Source organism: Dyella amyloliquefaciens, assembly GCF_004296575.1.
GTDB lineage: Bacteria > Pseudomonadota > Gammaproteobacteria > Xanthomonadales > Rhodanobacteraceae > Dyella > Dyella amyloliquefaciens.
The window spans coordinates 220,012-237,987 of record NZ_SAYT01000007.1 but is presented as its reverse complement, the minus strand read 5'-3'; the positions used below and the strand labels follow the sequence as shown (position 1 = coordinate 237,987).

The window sequence follows — 17,976 nt, the reverse complement described above, 5'->3', positions numbered from 1 at the left end:
GGGGCGCCGGCCGTCATGCCAGCGCTCCATCGACCACTCAGTGGTGGTGGCCACCTTCGCCGTGCACATGGCCATGGGCGAGCTCTTCCTCGCTGGCCTGGCGCACGTCGGTCACTTCCACATCGAAATGCAGGGTCTGGCCGGCGAGCGGGTGGTTGCCGTCGATGTGCACCTTCTCGTCGTCGACCTTGGTCACGGTGACGTTGATGACGCCCTGCGGGCCGCGGCCCTGGAACTGCATGCCCGGCTGGATGTCTTCCACGCCCTGGAACGCTTCACGCGGCACTTCCTGCATCAGTTCCGGGTGGTGCACGCCGTAGCCTTCTTCCGGCACGACGTCGACCTTGAACTGGTCGCCCACCTTGCGGCCTTCCATCGCCTTCTCGAGGCCCGGCACGATCTGGCCCACGCCCTGCAGGTAGACCAACGGCTCGCGACCTTCCGAGCTGTCGAGCACCTGGCCCTGGTCGTCAGTCAGCGTGTAATGGAAGGACACAACGGAATTCTGTGCGATCTGCATGATGATCTCGAATGGGGAAGGAAGCGCCAGGAGTCGCGGCGCGAACGACAAGGGTAACAGACCCCGCCCATAGGCACCGACGGGCCGGATTGGCGATACTCCACCCATGGGCACGTCACACCCCCTATTTCGCCGCTGTTTCGCCGTCATGCTCGGTGCCGTGCTGGGTTGCCTCGTGACGGCGGCATGTGCCAGGGACGAGCCGCCACGGGCCACACAGGCGCCCTCTACGCTCACCGAGCAGATCGATGGCGTAATCAGCCAGCCGCGCTTTGCCGGGGCCGACTGGGGCATATCGGTGATCTCGCTGGACAGCGGACGCACGGTCTACAGCCATCGCGCCGACCAGCTTTTCCAGCCGGCCTCCACCGCCAAGCTCTTTACTGCGGCGGTGACGCTGAGCGAACTGGGGCCCGATTACCGCATTCCCACCCGCGTGCTCGCCGCCAGCGAGATCCGCAACGGCCGTCTGAACGGGCCATTGGTGCTGTATGGCATGGGCGATCCGACGCTGGGTGTCGATCCGTCGACCGCCCAGTGGGCGGATCAGCTCGCTGGACAACTGGCAGCGCAGGGTCTGCGCCGCGTGCACGGCGACCTGGTGGCGGATGCCACGTATTTCGCAAGCCCGATGATGGGCACCGGCTGGGAAGCGATCGACCTGCAGAGCTGGTTCGCGGTGCCCGCCACGGCATTGAGCGTTCGCGAGAACCAGGTGGACGTCACCCTCACGCCGGCCTCCAGCGCCGGCGCCGCGGCCTCGGTCAGCCTCGAACCGAGTGACGCGATGCCCAGCGTGGTGAGCGAGGTCGTAACGAGCGCGGCGCATTCGCGCAGCGACATCAACCTCTACCGGGCCCCGGGCGACAGCGTGCTGTATGCCTTCGGCAACATGGCGGCGAAATCGCCCGCGCAGACCTACAAGCTCGCGGTGCCGGACCCCGCCCGTTTCGCCGGCACCCTGTTGCAACAGGCGCTGGCGCGCCATGGCATCGAGCTCGACGGCAAGGTGGTCTCGGTACATTGGCCGCGCCGCGATACCGTGCTGGATGCCCAGCCACGCACGCTGGCCGAGGTGCTGTCGCCTCCAGTGAGTGAAATCCTGGATCGTGGCCTGAAGCGCTCGCAGAACCTCTATCTGCAGAACCTGTTGCTGCTCTCCGGCGTCAAGGCGCAGGCCGACGCTGCGCAGCAGAACGGCGACACCGGTTTCATCACCAGCGAACGCTGGGGCATACGCGCCATGCAGCAGCTGCTCGAGCACATGGGCATTGCGCCCGCGGCCAGCGTGATCGAGGAAGGTACCGGGCTCTCCCGTCGCAATCTCGCCACACCGAACGCCATGGCACGGTTGCTCGCCTTCCTCGCCACCCAACCCTATGCCGCCGCGCTGCAGGAAGCACTGCCGCTTGCCGGCGTGGATGGCACCCTGCAGTGGCGCATGCGTAACACGCCTGCCCAGAACAACCTGCGCGCCAAGACCGGCAGCATGAGCTACGTGCACTGCCTGGCCGGCTACGTCACTACCGGCGATGGCGAACGGCTGGCGTTCGCCATCATGCTCAACAATTACGATCCGCCGCCGGGCGCGCCCAGCGCCACGCGCGACATCGATGCGATTGCGGTGTTGCTAGCCAGCTTGCGCAACCGCATCACGGTGCCGCCATCGGCACCGAGCGTGGCGACTCATCCGGCCAACTGAGCCTTGAGGTCCTTGCCGATCTTTTCGGGCGTATCGGTGGGCGCATAGCGCTTCACCACCTGCCCGTTGTGGTCGACCAGGAACTTGGTGAAGTTCCACTTGATCCCCTCGCTGCCCAGGATGCCCTTGCCCTCGCTCTTGAGCCACTTGTAGAGCGGGTGCGCGCCCTCGCCGTTCACCTCGACCTTGGCGAACATCGGGAAACTCACGTCGTAGCTGGTGGAGCAAAAATTGCGGATCTCGGCTTCGTCACCCGGCTCCTGGTGGCCGAACTGGTCACATGGGAAACCCAGCACCACCAGCCCCTTGTCGCGATCGCCGCGCCACAGCGCCTCCAGCCCGGTGTATTGGGGCGTGAACCCGCACTTGGAGGCCACGTTGACGATCAGCAGGGTCTTGCCGCGAAACTCGGCGAGCGAGCGCTCCTGGCCATCGATGTCGCGGGCGGAAAAGTCATAGACGGACGTCATGGCGGCGATCCTCAGGATGGGGTGCACAGTTTAGTCGCGCCCGCCCTGCCCGGCACATGCCTTATGCTTTGCGTCCACCGGCCACGCCGGTGCCTGACCCCAGGCCCATGCCGCAGGCTCCCCCAGAAGGTATCCCGTGATCAGATTCCAGGCCGTGCACAAGTCCTACCGCGTCGTCGGCAAGGACGTTCCCGCCCTGCACACGTTCGACCTCGACATCGCCAGTGGCGAGGTGTTTGGCATCATCGGCCACTCGGGCGCGGGCAAATCGACGCTTATACGTCTGATCAACCTGCTCGAACGCCCGAGCGGCGGTCACATCTTCGTGGACGACACCGACATGACGTCGCTGAGCGACGCGCAGCTGCGCGAAAAGCGGCAGCGGATCGGCATGATTTTCCAGCACTTCAACCTGCTGGCCTCGCAGACGGTGGCGCAGAACGTGGCTTTCCCGCTGCGCCTCGCCGGCGAGCGGGACGCAACGGCCATCCGCCGCCGCGTTGACGAGCTTCTCGCCCGCGTGGGCCTGAGCGCGCATGCGGACAAGTACCCCTCGCAGTTGTCCGGCGGCCAGAAGCAGCGCGTAGGCATTGCGCGCGCACTGGCCAACCAGCCGTCGATTCTGCTGTGCGACGAGGCCACCAGCGCGCTCGATCCGCAGACCACCGCGGCAGTGCTCGACCTGCTGCTGGAGATCAATCGCGAGCTGAAGCTCACCATCGTGCTGATCACGCATGAGATGGACGTGGTGCGCCGCGTGTGTGACCGCGTGGCTGTGCTCGACGCCGGCACCATCGTGGAGAGCGGCGCGGTGGCCGACGTGTTCCTGCACCCGAAGCATCCGACCACGCGCCGCTTCGTCAACGAAGCGCTGCCCGAGGAGGCTGCCGGCGAACAGGCGCCGTTTGCGCATGTACCCGGGCGCATACTGCGCCTGTCGTTCCGCGGCGATGCCACCTGGACGCCGGCGCTGGGTCGCGTGGCGCGCGAAACCGACGTGGATTTCAACATCCTGGCCGGCCGCATCGACCGCATCAAGGACCTGCCCTACGGCCAGCTCACCCTGGCCATGCAGGGCGCACGCGTCGACGACGCGCTGGCCAGCCTGCGCCAGGCGGGCATCGAAGTCGAAGAGATCACCCCGCCGTCGCCGGAGAACCACGCATGAGCTCCCCGCTGGAAAGCCTGTTTCCCAACATCGACGACTGGAGCGAGATCGGCCATGCCTGCATCGACACCCTGTTGATGCTCGGCGGCTCGCTGCTGCTCACCGTGGCGATCGGCCTGCCGATCGGCGTGCTGCTGTACCTCACCGGCAAGGGCCAGCTGCGCGCGATGCCCAAGCTCTACGCGGTCCTGTCGCTGGTGGTGAACATCCTGCGCTCGATTCCCTTCATCATCCTGATGATCGTGCTGATGCCGCTCACCTATGTACTGGTCGGCACCAAGCTGGGCATTCGCGGCGCCATCCCGCCGCTGGTGATCGGCGCCGCACCGTTCTTCGCACGCCTGGTGGAGACCGCGCTGCGCGAAGTGCAACGTGGCGTGATCGAAGCCAGCCAGGCGATGGGTGCCAGCACCTGGCAGATCGTGCGCCACGTGCTGCTGCCGGAGGCCCGCGGCGGCCTGATCGCGGGCGCCACGGTCACCGCGATCGCCCTGGTGGGCTATACCGCCATGGGCGGCGCCATCGGCGCAGGCGGCCTGGGCGACCTCGCCTACCGCTACGGCTACCTCAGCTACAAGTCCGATTACATGCTGGTCACGGTGGTGCTGCTGATCGTGCTGGTCCAGCTGCTGCAGATGCTCGGCGACCGCATCGTGGCGCATTACACGCGTCACCAGTGACACGTTTTTGCATCCGGCGGTATGGACGGCTATTCTGTTGCGCCGCACCACAGAAAGCGCCGTCATGACGAAGATGCATAAGCTCATTGCCATTTTTTCCGCCCTGTTCCTGCTGGCGGGCTGTTCTTCGTCCCATGGCGGCGCGGAAGCCGGTAGCCAGAAGCTGGTGGTCGCCGCCACCGCCGTGCCGCACGCGGAAATCCTCAAGCAGGTCAAGCCGATCCTGGCGAAGGAAGGCGTGGACCTGGAGATCAAGGTGTTCGCCGACTATGTCCAGCCCAATACGCAGGTGCTGGAGAAGTCGATCGACGCGAACTACTTCCAGACCAAGCCTTACCTCGATGCGTTCAACCGCGAGCGCGGCACCAACCTGACCATTGTGACGGGCGTGCACATCGAGCCGTTCGGCGCCTACTCGCGCAAGCTCAAGTCGATCGACCAGCTGCCGGACGGCGCCACCGTCACCCTGCCCAACGATCCCAGCAACAACAGCCGCGCCCTGCTCCTGCTGGCCAAGCACGGCATCATCACGCTGAAGGATCCGAGCAATGAGCTGTCCACGCTCAAGGACATCACGGCGAACCCGAAGCAGCTGAAGTTCCGCGAGCTGGAAGCGGCGATGCTGCCGCGCACGCTGGATGAAGTGGACCTGGCCCTGATCAACACCAACTACGCGCTGGCGGCGGGCCTCAACCCGACCAAGGACGCACTGCTGATCGAAGACAAGAACTCGCCGTACGTGAACTACCTGGTGGCACGCCCGGACAACAAGGACGACCCGCGCATCCAGAAGCTGGCCAAGGCATTGACCAGCCCGGAAGTGAAGCAGTTCATCGAGCAGAAGTACCAGGGCGCGGTGCTGCCGGCATTCTGAGCGTGCGGGCGGGACGCCTGGTCTCGCGACGCCTGCGATTATTCCTTACCGTCATTCCGGCGAAAGCCGGAATCCAGAGCCTTTGTTCCCCCCACGTGACCATGCAAAAGTCACTGGATTCCGGCTTTCGCCGGAATGACGGTGAGTGGGGATGAAGCATGATGGCCAGGGAGCACACGGCGTCTCCCACGGCGATCAGGCCATCACCGGATCCTGCTCCGCAGGGATCTCGAACACCTGCCGCAGGTATGTCACGTAGGCGTTGTCCTCGCACATGTTCTTGCCCGGCGAATCGCTGATCTTCGCCACCGGCTGGCCGTTGCAGCGGATCATCTTGATGACGATCTGCAGCGGTTCCGGCCCCACATCGTTGGTGAGGTTGGTGCCCACGCCAAAGGCGAGCTGGCAGCGTCCGTGGAAGTGCTTGTACAGCGCCATCACCTTGGGGATGTCCAGGCCGTCACTGAACACCAGCACCTTGGTGCGCGGATCCACGCGGTTGGCGCGGTAGTGCGCCAGCACGCGCTCGCCCCAGGCGAACGGATCGCCCGAGTCGTGCCTCGTGCCGTCGAACAGCTTGCAGAAGTACATGTCGAAATCGCGCAGGAACGCACTTAGCCCATAGACGTCCGAGAGGGCGATGCCCAGGTCGCCGCGGTATTCGCGCGCCCAGGTCTCCAGCGCCGCCACCTGCGAGTCGCGCAGGCGCGGACCCAGCGCCTGGTGCGCCTGCAGGTATTCGTGCGCCAGCGTACCCAGCGGTGTCAGGCCCAGCTTCCACGCCAGCCACACGTTGCTGGTGCCGGCGAACTGCGATCCCAGCCCGTCACGCAGGGTGGTCACCACCTCCTCATGCCAGGAACGTGAGAAGCGGCGGCGCGTCCCGTAATCGGCGACCCTGCAGTTCTCGAAACCGTCGGAGTCGCGCAATAGCGCGATCTTCTCGCGCAGGCGCCGGCGCCCTTCCTCCAGGTCGAGTCCCGGCTGGGTATTGCGGAAGTACACCTCGTTGACGATGGCCAGCAGCGGCACTTCGAACAGGATGGTGTGCAGCCATGGGCCGCGGATGCGTATCTCGATCTCGCCGGCCCCGTCCTGCGCGGGATGGATGTCGATGTATTTCGCGTTGAGCTGGAACAGGCCGAGGAAGTCGACGAAGTCGCTCTTGATGAAGCGCCACCCACGCAGGTAGTCCAGCTCTTCCACCGTGAAGCGCAGCGAGCACAACTGCCGCAGTTCGGCTTTGATCTCGTCGATGTACGGCACCAGGTCGACGCCGGGGTTGCGGCACTTGAACTTGTATTCGACCTGGGCGGCCGGATAGTGGTGCAGCACCACCTGCATCATGGAGAACTTGTACAGGTCGGTGTCGAGCAGGGAGGAAACGATCATCGGTCGCTCGCGCGGCACGGGGGAGTGGCGAGATTATCCCGCCCCGGACGGCATGGAGGCGAGCGCGCCCGGAACGCGGGCAAATAAAAACCCCGGTAGCCAGGGGAGGGGCTAGCGGGGTTTTGTCAGGCCGGTCCTAACAAAGAGGGGGAAAAGGGACCGACCCCCCAGTGGCACGATGAAGCTGCACCACTTCTTGTCGCCGTCACGGCGATACGGTTGGTTAGTGTGGGCCGCCCGGCCCTAGTTCAAGCGCCCCGACGGATCCGTTCAGCTTTTGGCAAGCTGGCGGACCCGCCTACAATCGGCGCCCTTGCCCCAAGGGAACGACCGATGCCCGCCCTGCTGCGCCGCTTATGCCTGCTGGCCCTCTGCTTCGCCCTGCCCCTGCGGGCCGCCGAGCTGACCGTCGACCTCGGCCAGGGTGCGCGCATCTACCGCACCGAGCAGCTACTGGCCCGTAGCGACGTTCGCACCATCACCATCCCCGATGACGTGTCGTTCAAGCGCGCCATGCACTACCGCGCGGTGCCGCTGAAGGCCCTGCTGCAGGGGGCGGATGCCGATGACGCGCTGCTGTTCGTGGCCACCGACGGCTTCGCGGCGGAAATGCCCGCCACCCAGATCCTGAAGGCGCATGGCTCCGAAGCCTGGCTGGCCATTGAAGATCCGGCGCATCCCTGGCCGTCGATAGCCGACGGCAAGGCCGCTGGCCCGTTCTACGTGGTGTGGACCGACCCGCAAGCCATGCGCATCGGTCCGGAGCAGTGGCCGTTCCAGCTGGCCACCATCCGGCGCCTGGCGCCGGCGGCGGAACGCTTTCCGGCCATCACGCCTGACAAGGCACTGAAACCGGACAGTGCGATCCGCAAGGGCTTCGCCGTGTTCCAGCGCACCTGCTTCGCCTGCCACACGCTCAACGGCCAGGGTGACGCGCGGCTGGGCCCCGACCTCAATGTCCCGCACAACCCCACCGAGTACCTGCGCGAAGACCTGTTGCGCGCCTACATCCGCGATCCGCAGTCATTGCGGTACTGGCCGCAGGCGCGCATGCCGGGCTTCGACCACCAGGCACTGTCCGACGCCGAGCTGGATGAGCTGCTCACCTATCTTCGGCACATGAGCGGGCGCAAGGCAGGCCTCGAGAAACCCTAGGGCAGACCGCCAGCGGCGAGCCACTGCTGCAGGTTCTGTTCGCGCTGGGCCTGCGGCATCCGTGCCAGCGCACGCACGCTGGCATAGAACGCAGGCCACTGCCCTTCGGCCTGCTTGAACAGCGCCGCGAACGCGGGTGTCCAGCGGTCGTACAGTCCGAACGGCAACAACCGGGCATTGTTGATGGGCGCTGCCACCCATGCGTCGTAACGATGGTCGTTCGGCCACTCCTGCGCGCGCCATTGCGCGTATTGCGTGCGGAATTGGGCAATCTCGCGCTGCTTGCCCGCCTCCATGGCCGCGTCATCGATGCCGCTGGCGTACAAGGCCTTCAGCCGTTCGCGCAGATCCAGCACGCGCTGGGTAAAGGCATCGTCCATCGCCTTGCCGTGCTGGTCCTGGGGCGGCATGCCGCGCGACTGCCGCCACTGGCGCAGCCCCTCCTCCTGCACGAAGGTGGCAAAGGACTCGTTGAACGCGCTGTCATCCTTCACGTAGATGAGCTGATGGGCCAGCTCGTGAAAAATGGTGCTGGCCAACTCGTCATCATCCCAGTGCATCATGCTGCTCAGGATGGAATCGGCGAACCAGCCCAGCGTCGAATACGCGGGCACGCCACCCACATAGGTATCGTCGCCCTGCCCCTCCAGGCGCGCCGCCTCCCGCCAGGCCTTGTCGTGCGAGAAATAACCGCGATAGGCCACGCAACCGGCAAACAGAAAGCAGTGCGTCACCGGCTCCACCGAATAGCGTGGCGTGGCGAACACGTTCCACACCACGTAGGGCCGGTCCAATTGCACATAGCTGGTGTAGCTGCGGTTGTCAGGCAGTTTCAGGTCCGTGGTGGCGAACCGCCGCGCCTGCTGCGCCAGCGCCAGGCGCTGCTTTACCGCAGGGTCGGTCGCCGGGTCGTCGACCACCTTGGCCACGTCGCGCCGATGCAGCACCAGCTCGCCCTGCCCTTCGGCCACATGCGCGTAGTAGCCCACCGTGCTGCAGGCAGAAAGCATGAGGCCCATCGCCAACGCGATGGGCCCGAGGATCTTTCCGCTTGGCGGCATGAAGATCGACAACCTCATGCCGCGATTGTGCCCTGACTTCAGTGGCCGTGGCCGCCGCTCCAGCTGCCATGGCTACCGCTACTACCGTGCCAGCTCCCGCGCCCGGAGTAGCCACCATGACCGTAATAGCCGCCGTGCCCGTAGTACCCACCGTGTCCGTAATAGCCGCCGTGCCCGCTGTACCAGACACCGCCGATGCCGATGCTCACGGCCGGCCCGTAGCAGCAGCCGTAGCCATAACCGTAGTAGCCATAGCTCGGGTAGTAATACCCGGGCGCATAGCTGTACGTGTAACCGCTGCCGTAATACGCGTCGCCACCGCCGTAAGCGGCCACCGGTCGCACGTAGCTGTAGCCCGGATCGTAGTAACAACCGGATAACGCCGCGGTGGCGACCATCAGGGCAACACCGGCAAGCACGCGTTTCATGATCGTGACCTCAGTGGAGGATGACTCCACTGTGGACCTGCGCCGCTAAGTGCGACGTGAATGTCGTGCACATGGCTGGAAACTTTTTCGGCCAGCCATGCGCATGAATTCAGCAACGGACGTTGCGCTCGTTCAGTCGCTGCCGCCGCGTTCAGGTGGCTGGCGGATATGGCCATAGACGGCTTCGCTGGATACGCTCGTGTCGTGATTGCCATTGCCGTGGCTGCCCATGTCGCTGGACGGTGGCTGCCCGGCTCCCGGCCAGGTCGGCCCCTGTTTGACGCGCTCCTGCTTGGCTTCCAGCAGGGCCTGGATATGGGCTGCCGCTTCCTGCGGCGTCAGATGCTTCCTCGCCCGTTTGCGCGGCGTGGCCTCGGCTGGGCGGCTCACCGCACGCTTGGCGGCGGCCGGTTTGTGCACCGGCCGTGGCGCGGTCTTGCGGGTGACGACCTTGCGTGCCGTCTTGGTTGCCGCCGTCTTTCGCGGTGCGGCTTTCTTCGCGGGCGTCTTGCGCGCGGTTTTTTTCGCGGCCTTTTTACTGGCTGTCACCTTGCGCGCGACCGGCCGCTTGGCGGCGGTCTTGCGTACCGCCTTCTTGGCCGTGCTCTTGCGGGTGGCGCCCTTGCGTGCCGCCACCTTGCGGGTAGCGGTCTTGCGCGCCGGTGCCTTTCGGGTGGCGGTCTTTTTGGCAGTGGACTTGCGTGCGGAGGGCTTCTTCGCGGCGGTCTTGCGGGTAGCGGTCTTGCGGGTGCTTTTGCTGGTGGCTGCTTTCCTGGCCGAGGATTTTTTCGCGGCCGGCTTGCGCGTCGTTGCCATGCGTCTTCACTCCTGCGGTTGTCGAGAAAGCCCGACGCCCTGCTCGCCAGGCAGGTCGAGGATTAACACCGCAAAGATGACTCTGGTGTGAGCGCGTGGTTCGTATCCCGCGACTAGAAGCGCGGCTGCGCGAGCTGAGAGAGGAAATACGAGAACACTTCCGGCCGCAGCAACAGGGTGAATGCCACGCCGAATGCGGCGCCCCACAGGTGCGCGCTGTGGTTGACGTTGTCCTGCGCACGGCGATCCATGTAGATCGAATATCCCAGGTACAGCACCGCGTACACGATGGCCGGCATCGGCACCACGAACACAATGATGCGCGACCACGGCGCCAGCAGGATGTAGGCGAACAGCACGGCGGATACCGCTCCCGACGCGCCCAGGCTGCGATAGTTGGGGTTGCGACGATTCTTCAGATAGGTGGGCAGGATCGAGACCACCAGCGCCACGATGTAGAACAGGGCAAAACCCAGCATGCCCAGTCGTGCCGTATAGAACCCTTCCATTGAACGGCCGAAGAAGAACAGCGTGAGCATGTTGAACAGCAGGTGGTTGAAGTCCGCGTGCACCACGCCGTAGGTCACCAAGCGGTGGTATTCGCGGTTCCGCGTAATGGCAGGCGGCCACAGGATCAGGTCGTTCATGAGGCGGACGTTGTTGAACGCCATGAAGGACACGATGCAGGTGATGGCGATGATGGCCAGGGTGATCATGCAGGTTTCCGTGTGTATCGCCGGGACAAAGAATCCGCATCTTGGCGTCGCGCGCCCTGCTTGTCGACACCGCCGGGGGCCGGGGCTGCCGCGCACGGCACGCCGATCCGCACTATCATTCGCCGCTTCGCGCGTTTCCCCCACGCCTGCAGGCACTTCCCCATGTCGATTCGTTACCTGCATCTGGACGTCTTTGCCGCCGCGCCTGGCGGCGGCAACCACCTGGGCGTCGTGACCGACGCTACGGGCTGGAGCGACGCCCGCATGCAAGCCTTCGCCCGCTGGACCAACCTGGTCGAGACCACGTTCCTGCTCCCGCCCAGCCGCCCCGAAGCGAGTTATCGCGTGCGTATCTTCACGCCGCACAAGGAAATTCCCTTCGCCGGGCACCCGAGCATCGGCAGCGCGCACGCGGTGCTGCTGTGCGGCCTGGCGGCACCGAAGGACGGCGTCCTGTGGCAGGAATGCGGTGCGGGCGTACTGCCCATCCGCATCGAAGGCGACGGTGAGCAACGCCAGCTGCTGTTGAAGTCGCCCCACGCCGTCGTGGAAAAAGCCGGCCTGGACGCGCATCCGATGTTGAAGGAAGCCCTGGCCGGCATCGGGCTGGGCACGCTCCCGCCCGCCTACGTGGCCGGCGGACGTCATTGGTGGCTGGCCGAATGCGCCGACGAGGCTTCGCTGCGCCACTGGCAGCCGGACCACTCGGCCATCGGCGCACTCGCACACGACACCGACAGTCTCGGCCTGTGCGTATTCGCGCGCAGCTCCCATCCGGACTTCCAGCTGGTCGTGCGCGCCTTCCCGGCCGGCGTCGGCATCGTCGAAGACCCCGCCTCGGGCGCGGCCAACGGCCTGATTGCGGCCTATATCGCGCATGCCGAGCCCCATGGCCCGCTCGCGCGCGGCTACACGGTGAGCCAGGGGCGCGAGATCGGCCATGACGCCAGCCTCGCGGTGCGCATCGAGGGCGATACGGTGTGGATCGGCGGGCGCACCAACACCATCATCGACGGCACCCTGCACTGGGACGGCGCGGCGTGAATCCTGCCGCGCAGATCTGGGTGGATGCCGACGCCTGCCCTGCGGCGATCAAGGAGGTGCTGTTCCGCGCCGCCGAGCGCGAGCAGGTGCCGGTGACCCTGGTGGCCAACCAGTGGCTGCGCACGCCGCCATCGCGCTACGTCCGCGCCATCCAGGTACCCGGCGGTTTCGATGTCGCTGACAACGAGATCGTGGAACGCGTGGCCGCCGACGATCTGGTGGTGACGCAGGACATTCCCCTCGCCGCCGCCGTGATCGCGAAAGGCGCGCTCGCCATGCACCCGCGCGGCGAGCTGTATACCGCCGACACCATCGCGCAGCGCCTGGGCATGCGCAATTTCATGGATGAGTTGCGCGGCGCCGGTATCGATACGGGTGGACCGGCGGCGTTCCATGCGCGCGACAAGCAGGCATTCGCAAACCAGCTGGATCGCTGGCTGACGCGGCGAAGGCAGTCAAAGCCGTTGTAGGAGCGCACCCTGTGCGCGACCGCGGCGCCTCGATCTATTCGCTACGTAGGCTTATCGCGCACTGGGTGCGCTCCTACAGTAAAAGAAGCGCGCTCCCGCCTTACAGCTTGCGCTCGTCCAGGTGCGCGCGCCGCGCGGCCACCTGCGCCATGATCGACCAGTCGACATCCTCCTCGCCCGCCGACAACGCCTCGAGCAGGCTGTCACGCAGCACACCGGCCAGCGGTAGCGGAACCCGCGTGGCATCGGCGGCCGACAAGGCCAGGCCGATATCCTTGTAACCCAGGGGCAAGGCAAACCCGGCCGGGGTGTAGCGTTGTTCGGCAATCAACTTCGCATAGCCCTGGTAGGCCGGCGAAGCGAACAGCGTGTTGGTCATCACCTCGAGGAAGTCCCCCGCGCTGACACCGTGCGCACGCGCGAGCGCCGAGGCTTCAGCCATGCTCTCGATGGCCGCGCCGAGCATGAAGTTGCCCGCGATCTTCACCACGTTGGCGCGCTCCGGCGCATCGCCCAGCGGCCAGATGCGACTGCCCATCGCCTCCAGCAGGGGGCGCACGCGCTCGATCACATGAGCCTTGCCGGCGGCGAGGATGTTGAGTTTTCCCGCAGCTGCGACGTCGGGACGGCCAAACACGGGAGCCGCGACGTAATCGACGCCGCGCTTGGCGTGCTCCTGCGCCAGCTCTGTGGCGAGCGCCACGGAGATCGTGGCGTGATTGACGTGCACGATGCCCTTGTCCATCGCATCGATCAGGCCACCCGCGATGAAAATGTCCCGCACGGCCTGATCGTTCGCCAGCATGCTGAACAACACGTCGCCCAGCGCCGCGCGATCGGGGCTCTTCACCACTTTCGCGCCCAGCGAAGCCAAGGGTTCCGTGGGACCGGATGAACGGTTCCACACGGTCACCTCATGACCTGCCTTGATCAGATTGCTGGCCATGGCACTGCCCATGGCACCCAGGCCGATGAAACCGACTTTCATGCGCACTTCCTCCACGTCTTGCAGCCCAGCCAGTGGACCATGCAGCGTGTTCAGCTCGTGCGAAATCAGACCACTTCGCCGGCCGCCTGCCCGGATGCCCACGCCCACTGGAAGTTGTAACCGCCTAGCCAGCCGGTGACGTCCACCACTTCGCCAATGAAGAACAGGCCGGGCACGAGCTTCGATTGCATGGTGGACGACGACAAGCCGTCCGTATCGACGCCGCCTAGCGTGACTTCCGCCGTGCGATAGCCTTCCGTGCCGCTGGCGACGATCGGCCAGTCGTGCAACTGCTCGCCGATCTGCGCGAGTTCCGCCTCCCGATACTGGCGCATGGGCCGACTCTCGAACCACAGCTCGCACAGGCGCTGTGCGAGACGTCGCGGCAGCACGTCGGCAAGCACGTTCTTGAGCTCCGCCGCCGGTCGCGCGGCACGCTGCCCCTGCAACCATGCGCCGGCATCCATCTCGGGCAACAGATCGATACGCAGATCGTCGCCTGGCTGCCAGTACGAGGAAATCTGCAGGATCGACGGCCCGCTGATGCCGCGATGCGTGAACAGCATGCCGGCCCGGAATGCACGCTTGCCTACGCGTGCCTCGACGAGAGGCAGGGCCACGCCGGACAGATCCTGATACCGCTCCTGGTGCTTTCCGCTGAGCGTGAGCGGCACCAGCCCGGCGCGCGTAGGCAACACGTCGTGGCCAAACTGCCGGGCCAGCTCGTAGCCGAAACCCGTAGCACCCATGCTCGGAATGGACAGCCCGCCCGTGGCGACCACCAGCGACTGCGCGTGCACTTCGCCGTGCGCGGTGAGGACGTTGAAGCCCTCTTCCGTGCGACGTACGCGCTGCACGCCACAACTCGTCTCGATGCGCACGCCCGCCTGGGCGCACTCGTCCAGCAACATGCGCACGATCAGCTTGGACGACTCGTCGCAAAAGAGCTGGCCCAGTTCCTTCTCGTGGTAGGCGATGCGATGCTTCTCCACCATGGCGATGAAGTCCCACGGCGTATAGCGAGCCAGCGCGGACTTCGCGAAATGCGGATTGGCCGAGAGATAGCAGGCCGGCGTCACACCCATGTTGGTGAAATTGCAGCGGCCGCCGCCCGACATCAGGATCTTCTTGCCCACCTTGTTGGCGTGATCCACCACCAGCACGGAGCGACCGCGCTGGCCGGCCACCATGGCGCACATGAGCCCGGCGGCGCCGGCGCCGATGACCAATACATCCACTTTCACGCCCGCATCGCCGTCATGACCCGCTCCTGTCGCAAGCCGCGCATTATCCGCCAGCCGGGGCCATATCGCTTAAACTTCGGCTTTCCCATCGCACCGGACGGCCGCCATGCCCTCTTTTGACGTAGTTTCCGAAGTCGACAAGCACGAGCTGACCAATGCCGTGGACCAGGCCAACCGCGAGTTGACCGCCCGTTTCGACTTCAAGGGCACCGACGCGAAGTTCGAACTGGTCGACTTCGTGATCACGCAGAGCGCGCCCAGCGAATTCCAGCTCCAGCAGATGCTGGACATCCTGCGCGGCCGCCTCACCACGCGGAAGATCGACATTCGTGCACTGGAAGTGGGCGATCCGGAAACCAACCTGGGCGGCTCGCGCCAGAAGGTCACCGTCAAGCAGGGCATCGAACAGCCGATCGCCAAGAAGCTGGTCGCCTCGCTGAAAGAGGCCAAGCTCAAGGTCGAGGCCCAGATCAACGGCGACAAGCTGCGCGTCACCGGCAAGAAGCGCGACGACCTGCAGCTGGCCATGGCCGTGCTGCGCAAGGCCGACGTGGAACTGCCGCTGCAGTTCGACAACTTCCGGGACTGACGCGCCCGTTGACCGTCATTCCGGCCGCAACCGGAATGACGGGGCCATCAGGACACCAGGCTTGCCGCGATGTTCACGCTGATAGCGATGATGAACACGTTGAAGAAGAACGCGATCACGCTGTGTAGCAGGGCCACGCGGCGCAGGTAACGGCTGGTGATCTGCACATCCGAAACCTGGAAGGTCATGCCGATCACGATCGCGAAGTAGGCAAAGTCCCAGTAATCGGGCTGCGGCGTCTCGGGGAATTGCAGCCCTTCGTGCTTCTTGCCGAAATCGCCGTAGTACCCGTGCGCGTAATGCATGGCGAACATGATGTTGAGGAAAAGCCACGACAGCACGATGCTGCTCGCGGCGACCACCAGCCCCTTCACGCCACCGCCGTGCGCGGCGCCGAGTTCGGTGGTAAGCGCTACCGACACCACGAGAATCAACCCCAACGCCGTCCACAACACGCCCCAGCGCCCGGTGTCCTGCCGACGTGCCTGACTCCGCATCATTTCCGGCGCCGTGCACTGGTTGAACAGCACCGCCAGCGCGATCAGGTACACCAGTGCGCCCAGATCGAAACCAAGCAGCAGCGCCTTGGTCGGCTTCATCTGGACGCCCAGCCACAGTGACAGCACGGTCCCCACGAAGACCGCCGTGGAAGCGGCCAGGCGCGGGCGCGCGCGCAGCAGGCGGAAATGGATTCTCGGTCCCGAGGGCGCCGCTTTTCCGGTCGGCGTATTCATGCAATCACCCGGGCGGGCAAAGGACGGCATGCAATCAAGACGGTTACTCCCATGGCCCGCGGCGGGCATGGCGCATCTTAATGCCGTTTGGCGCGAACCTCAGATATGCAGGTCCTGGTACTCGGGGTGGCGCGTCATCCATATCTCGGAATAGGAGCAGGCCGGATCGACCTTCCAGTGCTCCGCGCGCGCCATGTCCAGCGCCGTGCGCACGAGATTGGAGGCAATGCCTCGGCCGCCCACGGCTGAAGGCACGATCGTATGGGTGATCGTCATGATGCCGTCGGTGAGCGTGTAGTCCAGCACACAAGGCACGCCATCGACTTTCACTTCGAAACGATGTGACCTTGGGTTATGGCTGATCTCGGCGGACATGAAACACATCACCTGATGGAACGATGGCGCGCAAGCGTAATGCATCCGGCGGCGAACCGCGCGTGAAGGAGGAGGAGGATTGCTTTCGCGCTACTTGCATGGATGCCTGGGCACACTTCGCGAAGCAATGGCGCATTAGGCGAGGCGATACCCATGAAGAAGACGGCTTCCGCGGCCTGGTCCGGCGGCTTGAAGGAAGGCACCGGTACGGTATCCACCGGCACTGGCGTGCTGCACGACGCACCCTATGGTTTTCATTCACGCTTCGAAGACGGCCCGGGTACCAATCCGGAAGAGCTGCTCGGTGCGGCACACGCAGGTTGCTTCAGCATGGCGCTCGCCGCGTGCCTCGAGCAGGCGGGATTCACCGCAACGCACATCGAGACCAAGGCCGTAGTCACGCTGGACAAGGATGGCGAAGGGTTTGCCATCACCACCGTCGACCTGACCTGCCGTGCACGCGTGCGGCGCATCGATACCGATGCGTTCGACAAAATCGCCCAGGCCACCAAGGCAGGTTGTCCTGTATCCAAAGTGCTGAAGGCGCAGATCCATCTGGACGCTCGACTGGAAGCCTGATCTCTGACGGTGAGACAACGGTTGCTCGGATACCGCGCTGTCATCCATCGCACCGCACGAACGTTCGATGATGGACCGCACCACCCAGTGCAGCTCATCCCTGGACTCGTAGTGAAAGACACCTGGAATCGACGCCACTTCCTGCAGCTGTGTGCGAGTGGATTCGCCGCACTACCCTTCGCCCGCATAGCGCGCGCATTGCCTGATGGCCGCCCCGCCTGCCGCCTCAACGCGGAGCAGACCGAAGGTCCGTACTACCTGGATCGCGCCGTGTTGCGGCAGGACATCACCGAAGGCAAGCCAGGGTTACCGTTGACCCTGCGCTTCGATGTGCTGGACAGCCGCACGTGTCGCCCCTTGAGCGGCACCGCGCTGGAAATCTGGCATTGCGATGCACAGGGCCTGTATTCGGGCTTCACTGCGATGACGCCTGGCGGCCCGGGCATGGGACCGCCGCCACCCGGCAGGCCACCGGGTACGCCGCCGGCAGGCATGCCGCCCGGACCTCCACCGGGTGGTGCGGGCGATCGCATGCACGGTGCGCCGCCACGCAGTGTCGCGAGCGACGATCTGACCTTCCTGCGCGGCGTTCAGATCGCCGATGCGCGTGGCCAGGTGGCGTTCCACACCATTTTTCCCGGCTATTACGCGGGGCGCTGCAACCATATCCACCTGAAGCTGCATATCGGTGGCCAGATCCAGGACGGTCACTATCGCGGCGGCCAGGTCGTGTACACCGGGCAATTGTTCTTTACCGAGGCAGACAGCCTTGCTGCGATGGCTGGCCAGCCCTATCAGCGCCATGGCCTTGAGCGCACGACGCTGGAACAGGACAACGTCTACCTCACCCAGCACGGCAACGATTCCATCGCCACGTTGAGCAAGGAAGGCGATATCCAGGTGGCTGGCCTCACGCTCGCCGTGGATCCAAGTGCCCTGAGTCGGGAAGGCCGCAGATAGCGCATTCCCCT

At 65.2% G+C, this 17,976-nt stretch carries 21 protein-coding genes; 10 read left to right on the top strand and 11 right to left on the bottom strand.

The window, feature by feature from the left end; all coding sequences use genetic code 11:
* Window positions 1-37 precede the first annotated feature (37 nt).
* Window positions 38-520, bottom strand: coding sequence for an FKBP-type peptidyl-prolyl cis-trans isomerase (locus tag EPB08_RS17050; protein WP_130620312.1), 483 nt, complete (start codon window positions 518-520; stop codon window positions 38-40).
* Window positions 521-668: 148 nt separating this feature from the next.
* On the opposite strand from EPB08_RS17050, the gene dacB reads away from it, so the two are divergent.
* Window positions 669-2,222, top strand: a complete 1,554-nt coding sequence (gene dacB / locus EPB08_RS17045; RefSeq protein ID WP_229238384.1) for a D-alanyl-D-alanine carboxypeptidase/D-alanyl-D-alanine endopeptidase — start codon at window positions 669-671, stop codon at window positions 2,220-2,222.
* Here the strand turns inward: dacB and EPB08_RS17040 are convergent.
* The gene (locus tag EPB08_RS17040) at window positions 2,207-2,692 is read right to left on the bottom strand and encodes a glutathione peroxidase (RefSeq protein ID WP_130620310.1); all 486 of its coding nucleotides are present in this window, start codon (window positions 2,690-2,692) and stop codon (window positions 2,207-2,209) included. The genes dacB and EPB08_RS17040 overlap by 16 nt on opposite strands.
* 136 nt (window positions 2,693-2,828) lie before the next feature.
* On the opposite strand from EPB08_RS17040, the gene EPB08_RS17035 reads away from it, so the two are divergent.
* From EPB08_RS17035 to EPB08_RS17025, 3 genes are all read left to right on the top strand, one after another.
* Window positions 2,829-3,860: a methionine ABC transporter ATP-binding protein gene (locus tag EPB08_RS17035; protein ID WP_130620309.1), complete on the top strand. Its 1,032-nt coding sequence runs from the start codon at window positions 2,829-2,831 to the stop codon at window positions 3,858-3,860.
* Window positions 3,857-4,540 (top strand): methionine ABC transporter permease, encoded by a 684-nt coding sequence (locus EPB08_RS17030; RefSeq protein ID WP_130620308.1) that lies wholly within the window; start codon window positions 3,857-3,859, stop codon window positions 4,538-4,540. Before EPB08_RS17035 ends, EPB08_RS17030 begins: the two co-directional genes overlap by 4 nt.
* A gap of 64 nt (window positions 4,541-4,604) precedes the next feature.
* The gene (locus EPB08_RS17025) at window positions 4,605-5,414 is read left to right on the top strand and encodes a MetQ/NlpA family ABC transporter substrate-binding protein (RefSeq protein ID WP_205746381.1); all 810 of its coding nucleotides are present in this window, start codon (window positions 4,605-4,607) and stop codon (window positions 5,412-5,414) included.
* A 195-nt stretch (window positions 5,415-5,609) separates the two neighbouring features.
* Here the strand turns inward: EPB08_RS17025 and pncB are convergent, their stop codons facing one another.
* Window positions 5,610-6,806 carry a nicotinate phosphoribosyltransferase gene (gene pncB, locus EPB08_RS17020; protein WP_130620307.1) on the bottom strand — a complete coding sequence of 399 codons (1,197 nt, stop codon included), beginning with the start codon at window positions 6,804-6,806 and terminating at the stop codon, window positions 5,610-5,612.
* A gap of 333 nt (window positions 6,807-7,139) precedes the next feature.
* Between pncB and EPB08_RS17015 the strand changes: the two genes are divergently transcribed.
* The gene (locus EPB08_RS17015; RefSeq protein ID WP_130620306.1) at window positions 7,140-7,961 is read left to right on the top strand and encodes a cytochrome c; all 822 of its coding nucleotides are present in this window, start codon (window positions 7,140-7,142) and stop codon (window positions 7,959-7,961) included.
* Here EPB08_RS17015 and EPB08_RS17010 read toward each other — a convergent pair.
* The 4 genes from EPB08_RS17010 to EPB08_RS16995 form a co-directional block, all read right to left on the bottom strand.
* Complete coding sequence (locus EPB08_RS17010; RefSeq protein WP_130620617.1) at window positions 7,958-8,980, bottom strand: aminopeptidase; 1,023 nt, start codon at window positions 8,978-8,980, stop codon at window positions 7,958-7,960. The two genes, EPB08_RS17015 and EPB08_RS17010, sit on opposite strands and share 4 nt — an antisense overlap.
* Window positions 8,981-9,060: 80 nt before the next feature.
* Entirely contained in the window at window positions 9,061-9,450 is a 390-nt protein-coding gene (locus EPB08_RS17005) for a hypothetical protein (protein ID WP_130620305.1), read from the bottom strand.
* Window positions 9,451-9,582: 132 nt separating this feature from the next.
* On the bottom strand, window positions 9,583-10,266 hold the full coding sequence (locus EPB08_RS17000; protein WP_130620304.1) for a histone H1-like repetitive region-containing protein: 684 nt from the start codon (window positions 10,264-10,266) through the stop codon (window positions 9,583-9,585).
* Window positions 10,267-10,379: 113 nt separating this feature from the next.
* Complete coding sequence (locus EPB08_RS16995) at window positions 10,380-10,982, bottom strand: rhomboid family intramembrane serine protease (protein WP_130620303.1); 603 nt, start codon at window positions 10,980-10,982, stop codon at window positions 10,380-10,382.
* A 162-nt stretch (window positions 10,983-11,144) separates the two neighbouring features.
* On the opposite strand from EPB08_RS16995, the gene EPB08_RS16990 reads away from it, so the two are divergent.
* Window positions 11,145-12,026 (top strand): PhzF family phenazine biosynthesis protein, encoded by an 882-nt coding sequence (locus tag EPB08_RS16990; protein WP_130620302.1) that lies wholly within the window; start codon window positions 11,145-11,147, stop codon window positions 12,024-12,026.
* Window positions 12,023-12,496 carry a YaiI/YqxD family protein gene (locus EPB08_RS16985; RefSeq protein ID WP_130620301.1) on the top strand — a complete coding sequence of 158 codons (474 nt, stop codon included), beginning with the start codon at window positions 12,023-12,025 and terminating at the stop codon, window positions 12,494-12,496. Before EPB08_RS16990 ends, EPB08_RS16985 begins: the two co-directional genes overlap by 4 nt.
* A 100-nt stretch (window positions 12,497-12,596) precedes the next feature.
* Here EPB08_RS16985 and EPB08_RS16980 read toward each other — a convergent pair whose 3' ends face one another.
* Window positions 12,597-13,484 carry an NAD(P)-dependent oxidoreductase gene (locus EPB08_RS16980; protein ID WP_130620300.1) on the bottom strand — a complete coding sequence of 296 codons (888 nt, stop codon included), beginning with the start codon at window positions 13,482-13,484 and terminating at the stop codon, window positions 12,597-12,599.
* 65 nt (window positions 13,485-13,549) lie between these two features.
* Window positions 13,550-14,728, bottom strand: a complete 1,179-nt coding sequence (locus EPB08_RS16975; protein ID WP_130620299.1) for a BaiN/RdsA family NAD(P)/FAD-dependent oxidoreductase — start codon at window positions 14,726-14,728, stop codon at window positions 13,550-13,552.
* Between the two features lie 106 nt (window positions 14,729-14,834).
* Between EPB08_RS16975 and EPB08_RS16970 the strand changes: the two genes are divergently transcribed.
* Window positions 14,835-15,317 (top strand): YajQ family cyclic di-GMP-binding protein, encoded by a 483-nt coding sequence (locus tag EPB08_RS16970; RefSeq protein ID WP_130620298.1) that lies wholly within the window; start codon window positions 14,835-14,837, stop codon window positions 15,315-15,317.
* Window positions 15,318-15,364: 47 nt separating this feature from the next.
* Here the strand turns inward: EPB08_RS16970 and EPB08_RS16965 are convergent, their stop codons facing one another.
* Both EPB08_RS16965 and EPB08_RS16960 read right to left on the bottom strand, forming a co-directional pair.
* Window positions 15,365-16,051 (bottom strand): DUF1345 domain-containing protein, encoded by a 687-nt coding sequence (locus tag EPB08_RS16965; RefSeq protein WP_130620297.1) that lies wholly within the window; start codon window positions 16,049-16,051, stop codon window positions 15,365-15,367.
* A 99-nt stretch (window positions 16,052-16,150) separates the two neighbouring features.
* The gene (locus EPB08_RS16960; RefSeq protein ID WP_130620296.1) at window positions 16,151-16,426 is read right to left on the bottom strand and encodes a GNAT family N-acetyltransferase; all 276 of its coding nucleotides are present in this window, start codon (window positions 16,424-16,426) and stop codon (window positions 16,151-16,153) included.
* Between the two features lie 153 nt (window positions 16,427-16,579).
* Here EPB08_RS16960 and EPB08_RS16955 point away from each other — a divergent pair, with 153 nt between their 5' ends.
* Together EPB08_RS16955 and EPB08_RS21170 are read left to right on the top strand one after the other, a co-directional pair.
* The gene (locus EPB08_RS16955; RefSeq protein WP_130620295.1) at window positions 16,580-17,005 is read left to right on the top strand and encodes an OsmC family protein; all 426 of its coding nucleotides are present in this window, start codon (window positions 16,580-16,582) and stop codon (window positions 17,003-17,005) included.
* A 111-nt stretch (window positions 17,006-17,116) separates the two neighbouring features.
* Window positions 17,117-17,965: an intradiol ring-cleavage dioxygenase gene (locus tag EPB08_RS21170; protein WP_205746380.1), complete on the top strand. Its 849-nt coding sequence runs from the start codon at window positions 17,117-17,119 to the stop codon at window positions 17,963-17,965.
* The last annotated feature ends 11 nt before the right edge of the window (window positions 17,966-17,976 follow it).

Bases quoted from the DNA above. Each gene is read 5' to 3' on its own strand.
- EPB08_RS17050 (WP_130620312.1), bottom strand. From the start codon at position 520: ATGCAGATCGCACAGAATTCCGTTGTGTCCTTCCATTACACGCTGACT.
- dacB (WP_229238384.1), top strand. From the start codon at position 669: ATGCTCGGTGCCGTGCTGGGTTGCCTCGTGACGGCGGCATGTGCCAGG.
- EPB08_RS17040 (WP_130620310.1), bottom strand. From the start codon at position 2,692: ATGACGTCCGTCTATGACTTTTCCGCCCGCGACATCGATGGCCAGGAG.
- EPB08_RS17030 (WP_130620308.1), top strand. From the start codon at position 3,857: ATGAGCTCCCCGCTGGAAAGCCTGTTTCCCAACATCGACGACTGGAGC.
- EPB08_RS17025 (WP_205746381.1), top strand. From the start codon at position 4,605: ATGACGAAGATGCATAAGCTCATTGCCATTTTTTCCGCCCTGTTCCTG.
- pncB (WP_130620307.1), bottom strand. From the start codon at position 6,806: ATGATCGTTTCCTCCCTGCTCGACACCGACCTGTACAAGTTCTCCATG.
- EPB08_RS17015 (WP_130620306.1), top strand. From the start codon at position 7,140: ATGCCCGCCCTGCTGCGCCGCTTATGCCTGCTGGCCCTCTGCTTCGCC.
- EPB08_RS17010 (WP_130620617.1), bottom strand. From the start codon at position 8,980: ATGGGCCTCATGCTTTCTGCCTGCAGCACGGTGGGCTACTACGCGCAT.
- EPB08_RS17005 (WP_130620305.1), bottom strand. From the start codon at position 9,450: ATGAAACGCGTGCTTGCCGGTGTTGCCCTGATGGTCGCCACCGCGGCG.
- EPB08_RS17000 (WP_130620304.1), bottom strand. From the start codon at position 10,266: ATGGCAACGACGCGCAAGCCGGCCGCGAAAAAATCCTCGGCCAGGAAA.
- EPB08_RS16995 (WP_130620303.1), bottom strand. From the start codon at position 10,982: ATGATCACCCTGGCCATCATCGCCATCACCTGCATCGTGTCCTTCATG.
- EPB08_RS16990 (WP_130620302.1), top strand. From the start codon at position 11,145: ATGTCGATTCGTTACCTGCATCTGGACGTCTTTGCCGCCGCGCCTGGC.
- EPB08_RS16980 (WP_130620300.1), bottom strand. From the start codon at position 13,484: ATGAAAGTCGGTTTCATCGGCCTGGGTGCCATGGGCAGTGCCATGGCC.
- EPB08_RS16970 (WP_130620298.1), top strand. From the start codon at position 14,835: ATGCCCTCTTTTGACGTAGTTTCCGAAGTCGACAAGCACGAGCTGACC.
- EPB08_RS16965 (WP_130620297.1), bottom strand. From the start codon at position 16,051: ATGAATACGCCGACCGGAAAAGCGGCGCCCTCGGGACCGAGAATCCAT.
- EPB08_RS16960 (WP_130620296.1), bottom strand. From the start codon at position 16,426: ATGTCCGCCGAGATCAGCCATAACCCAAGGTCACATCGTTTCGAAGTG.
- EPB08_RS16955 (WP_130620295.1), top strand. From the start codon at position 16,580: ATGAAGAAGACGGCTTCCGCGGCCTGGTCCGGCGGCTTGAAGGAAGGC.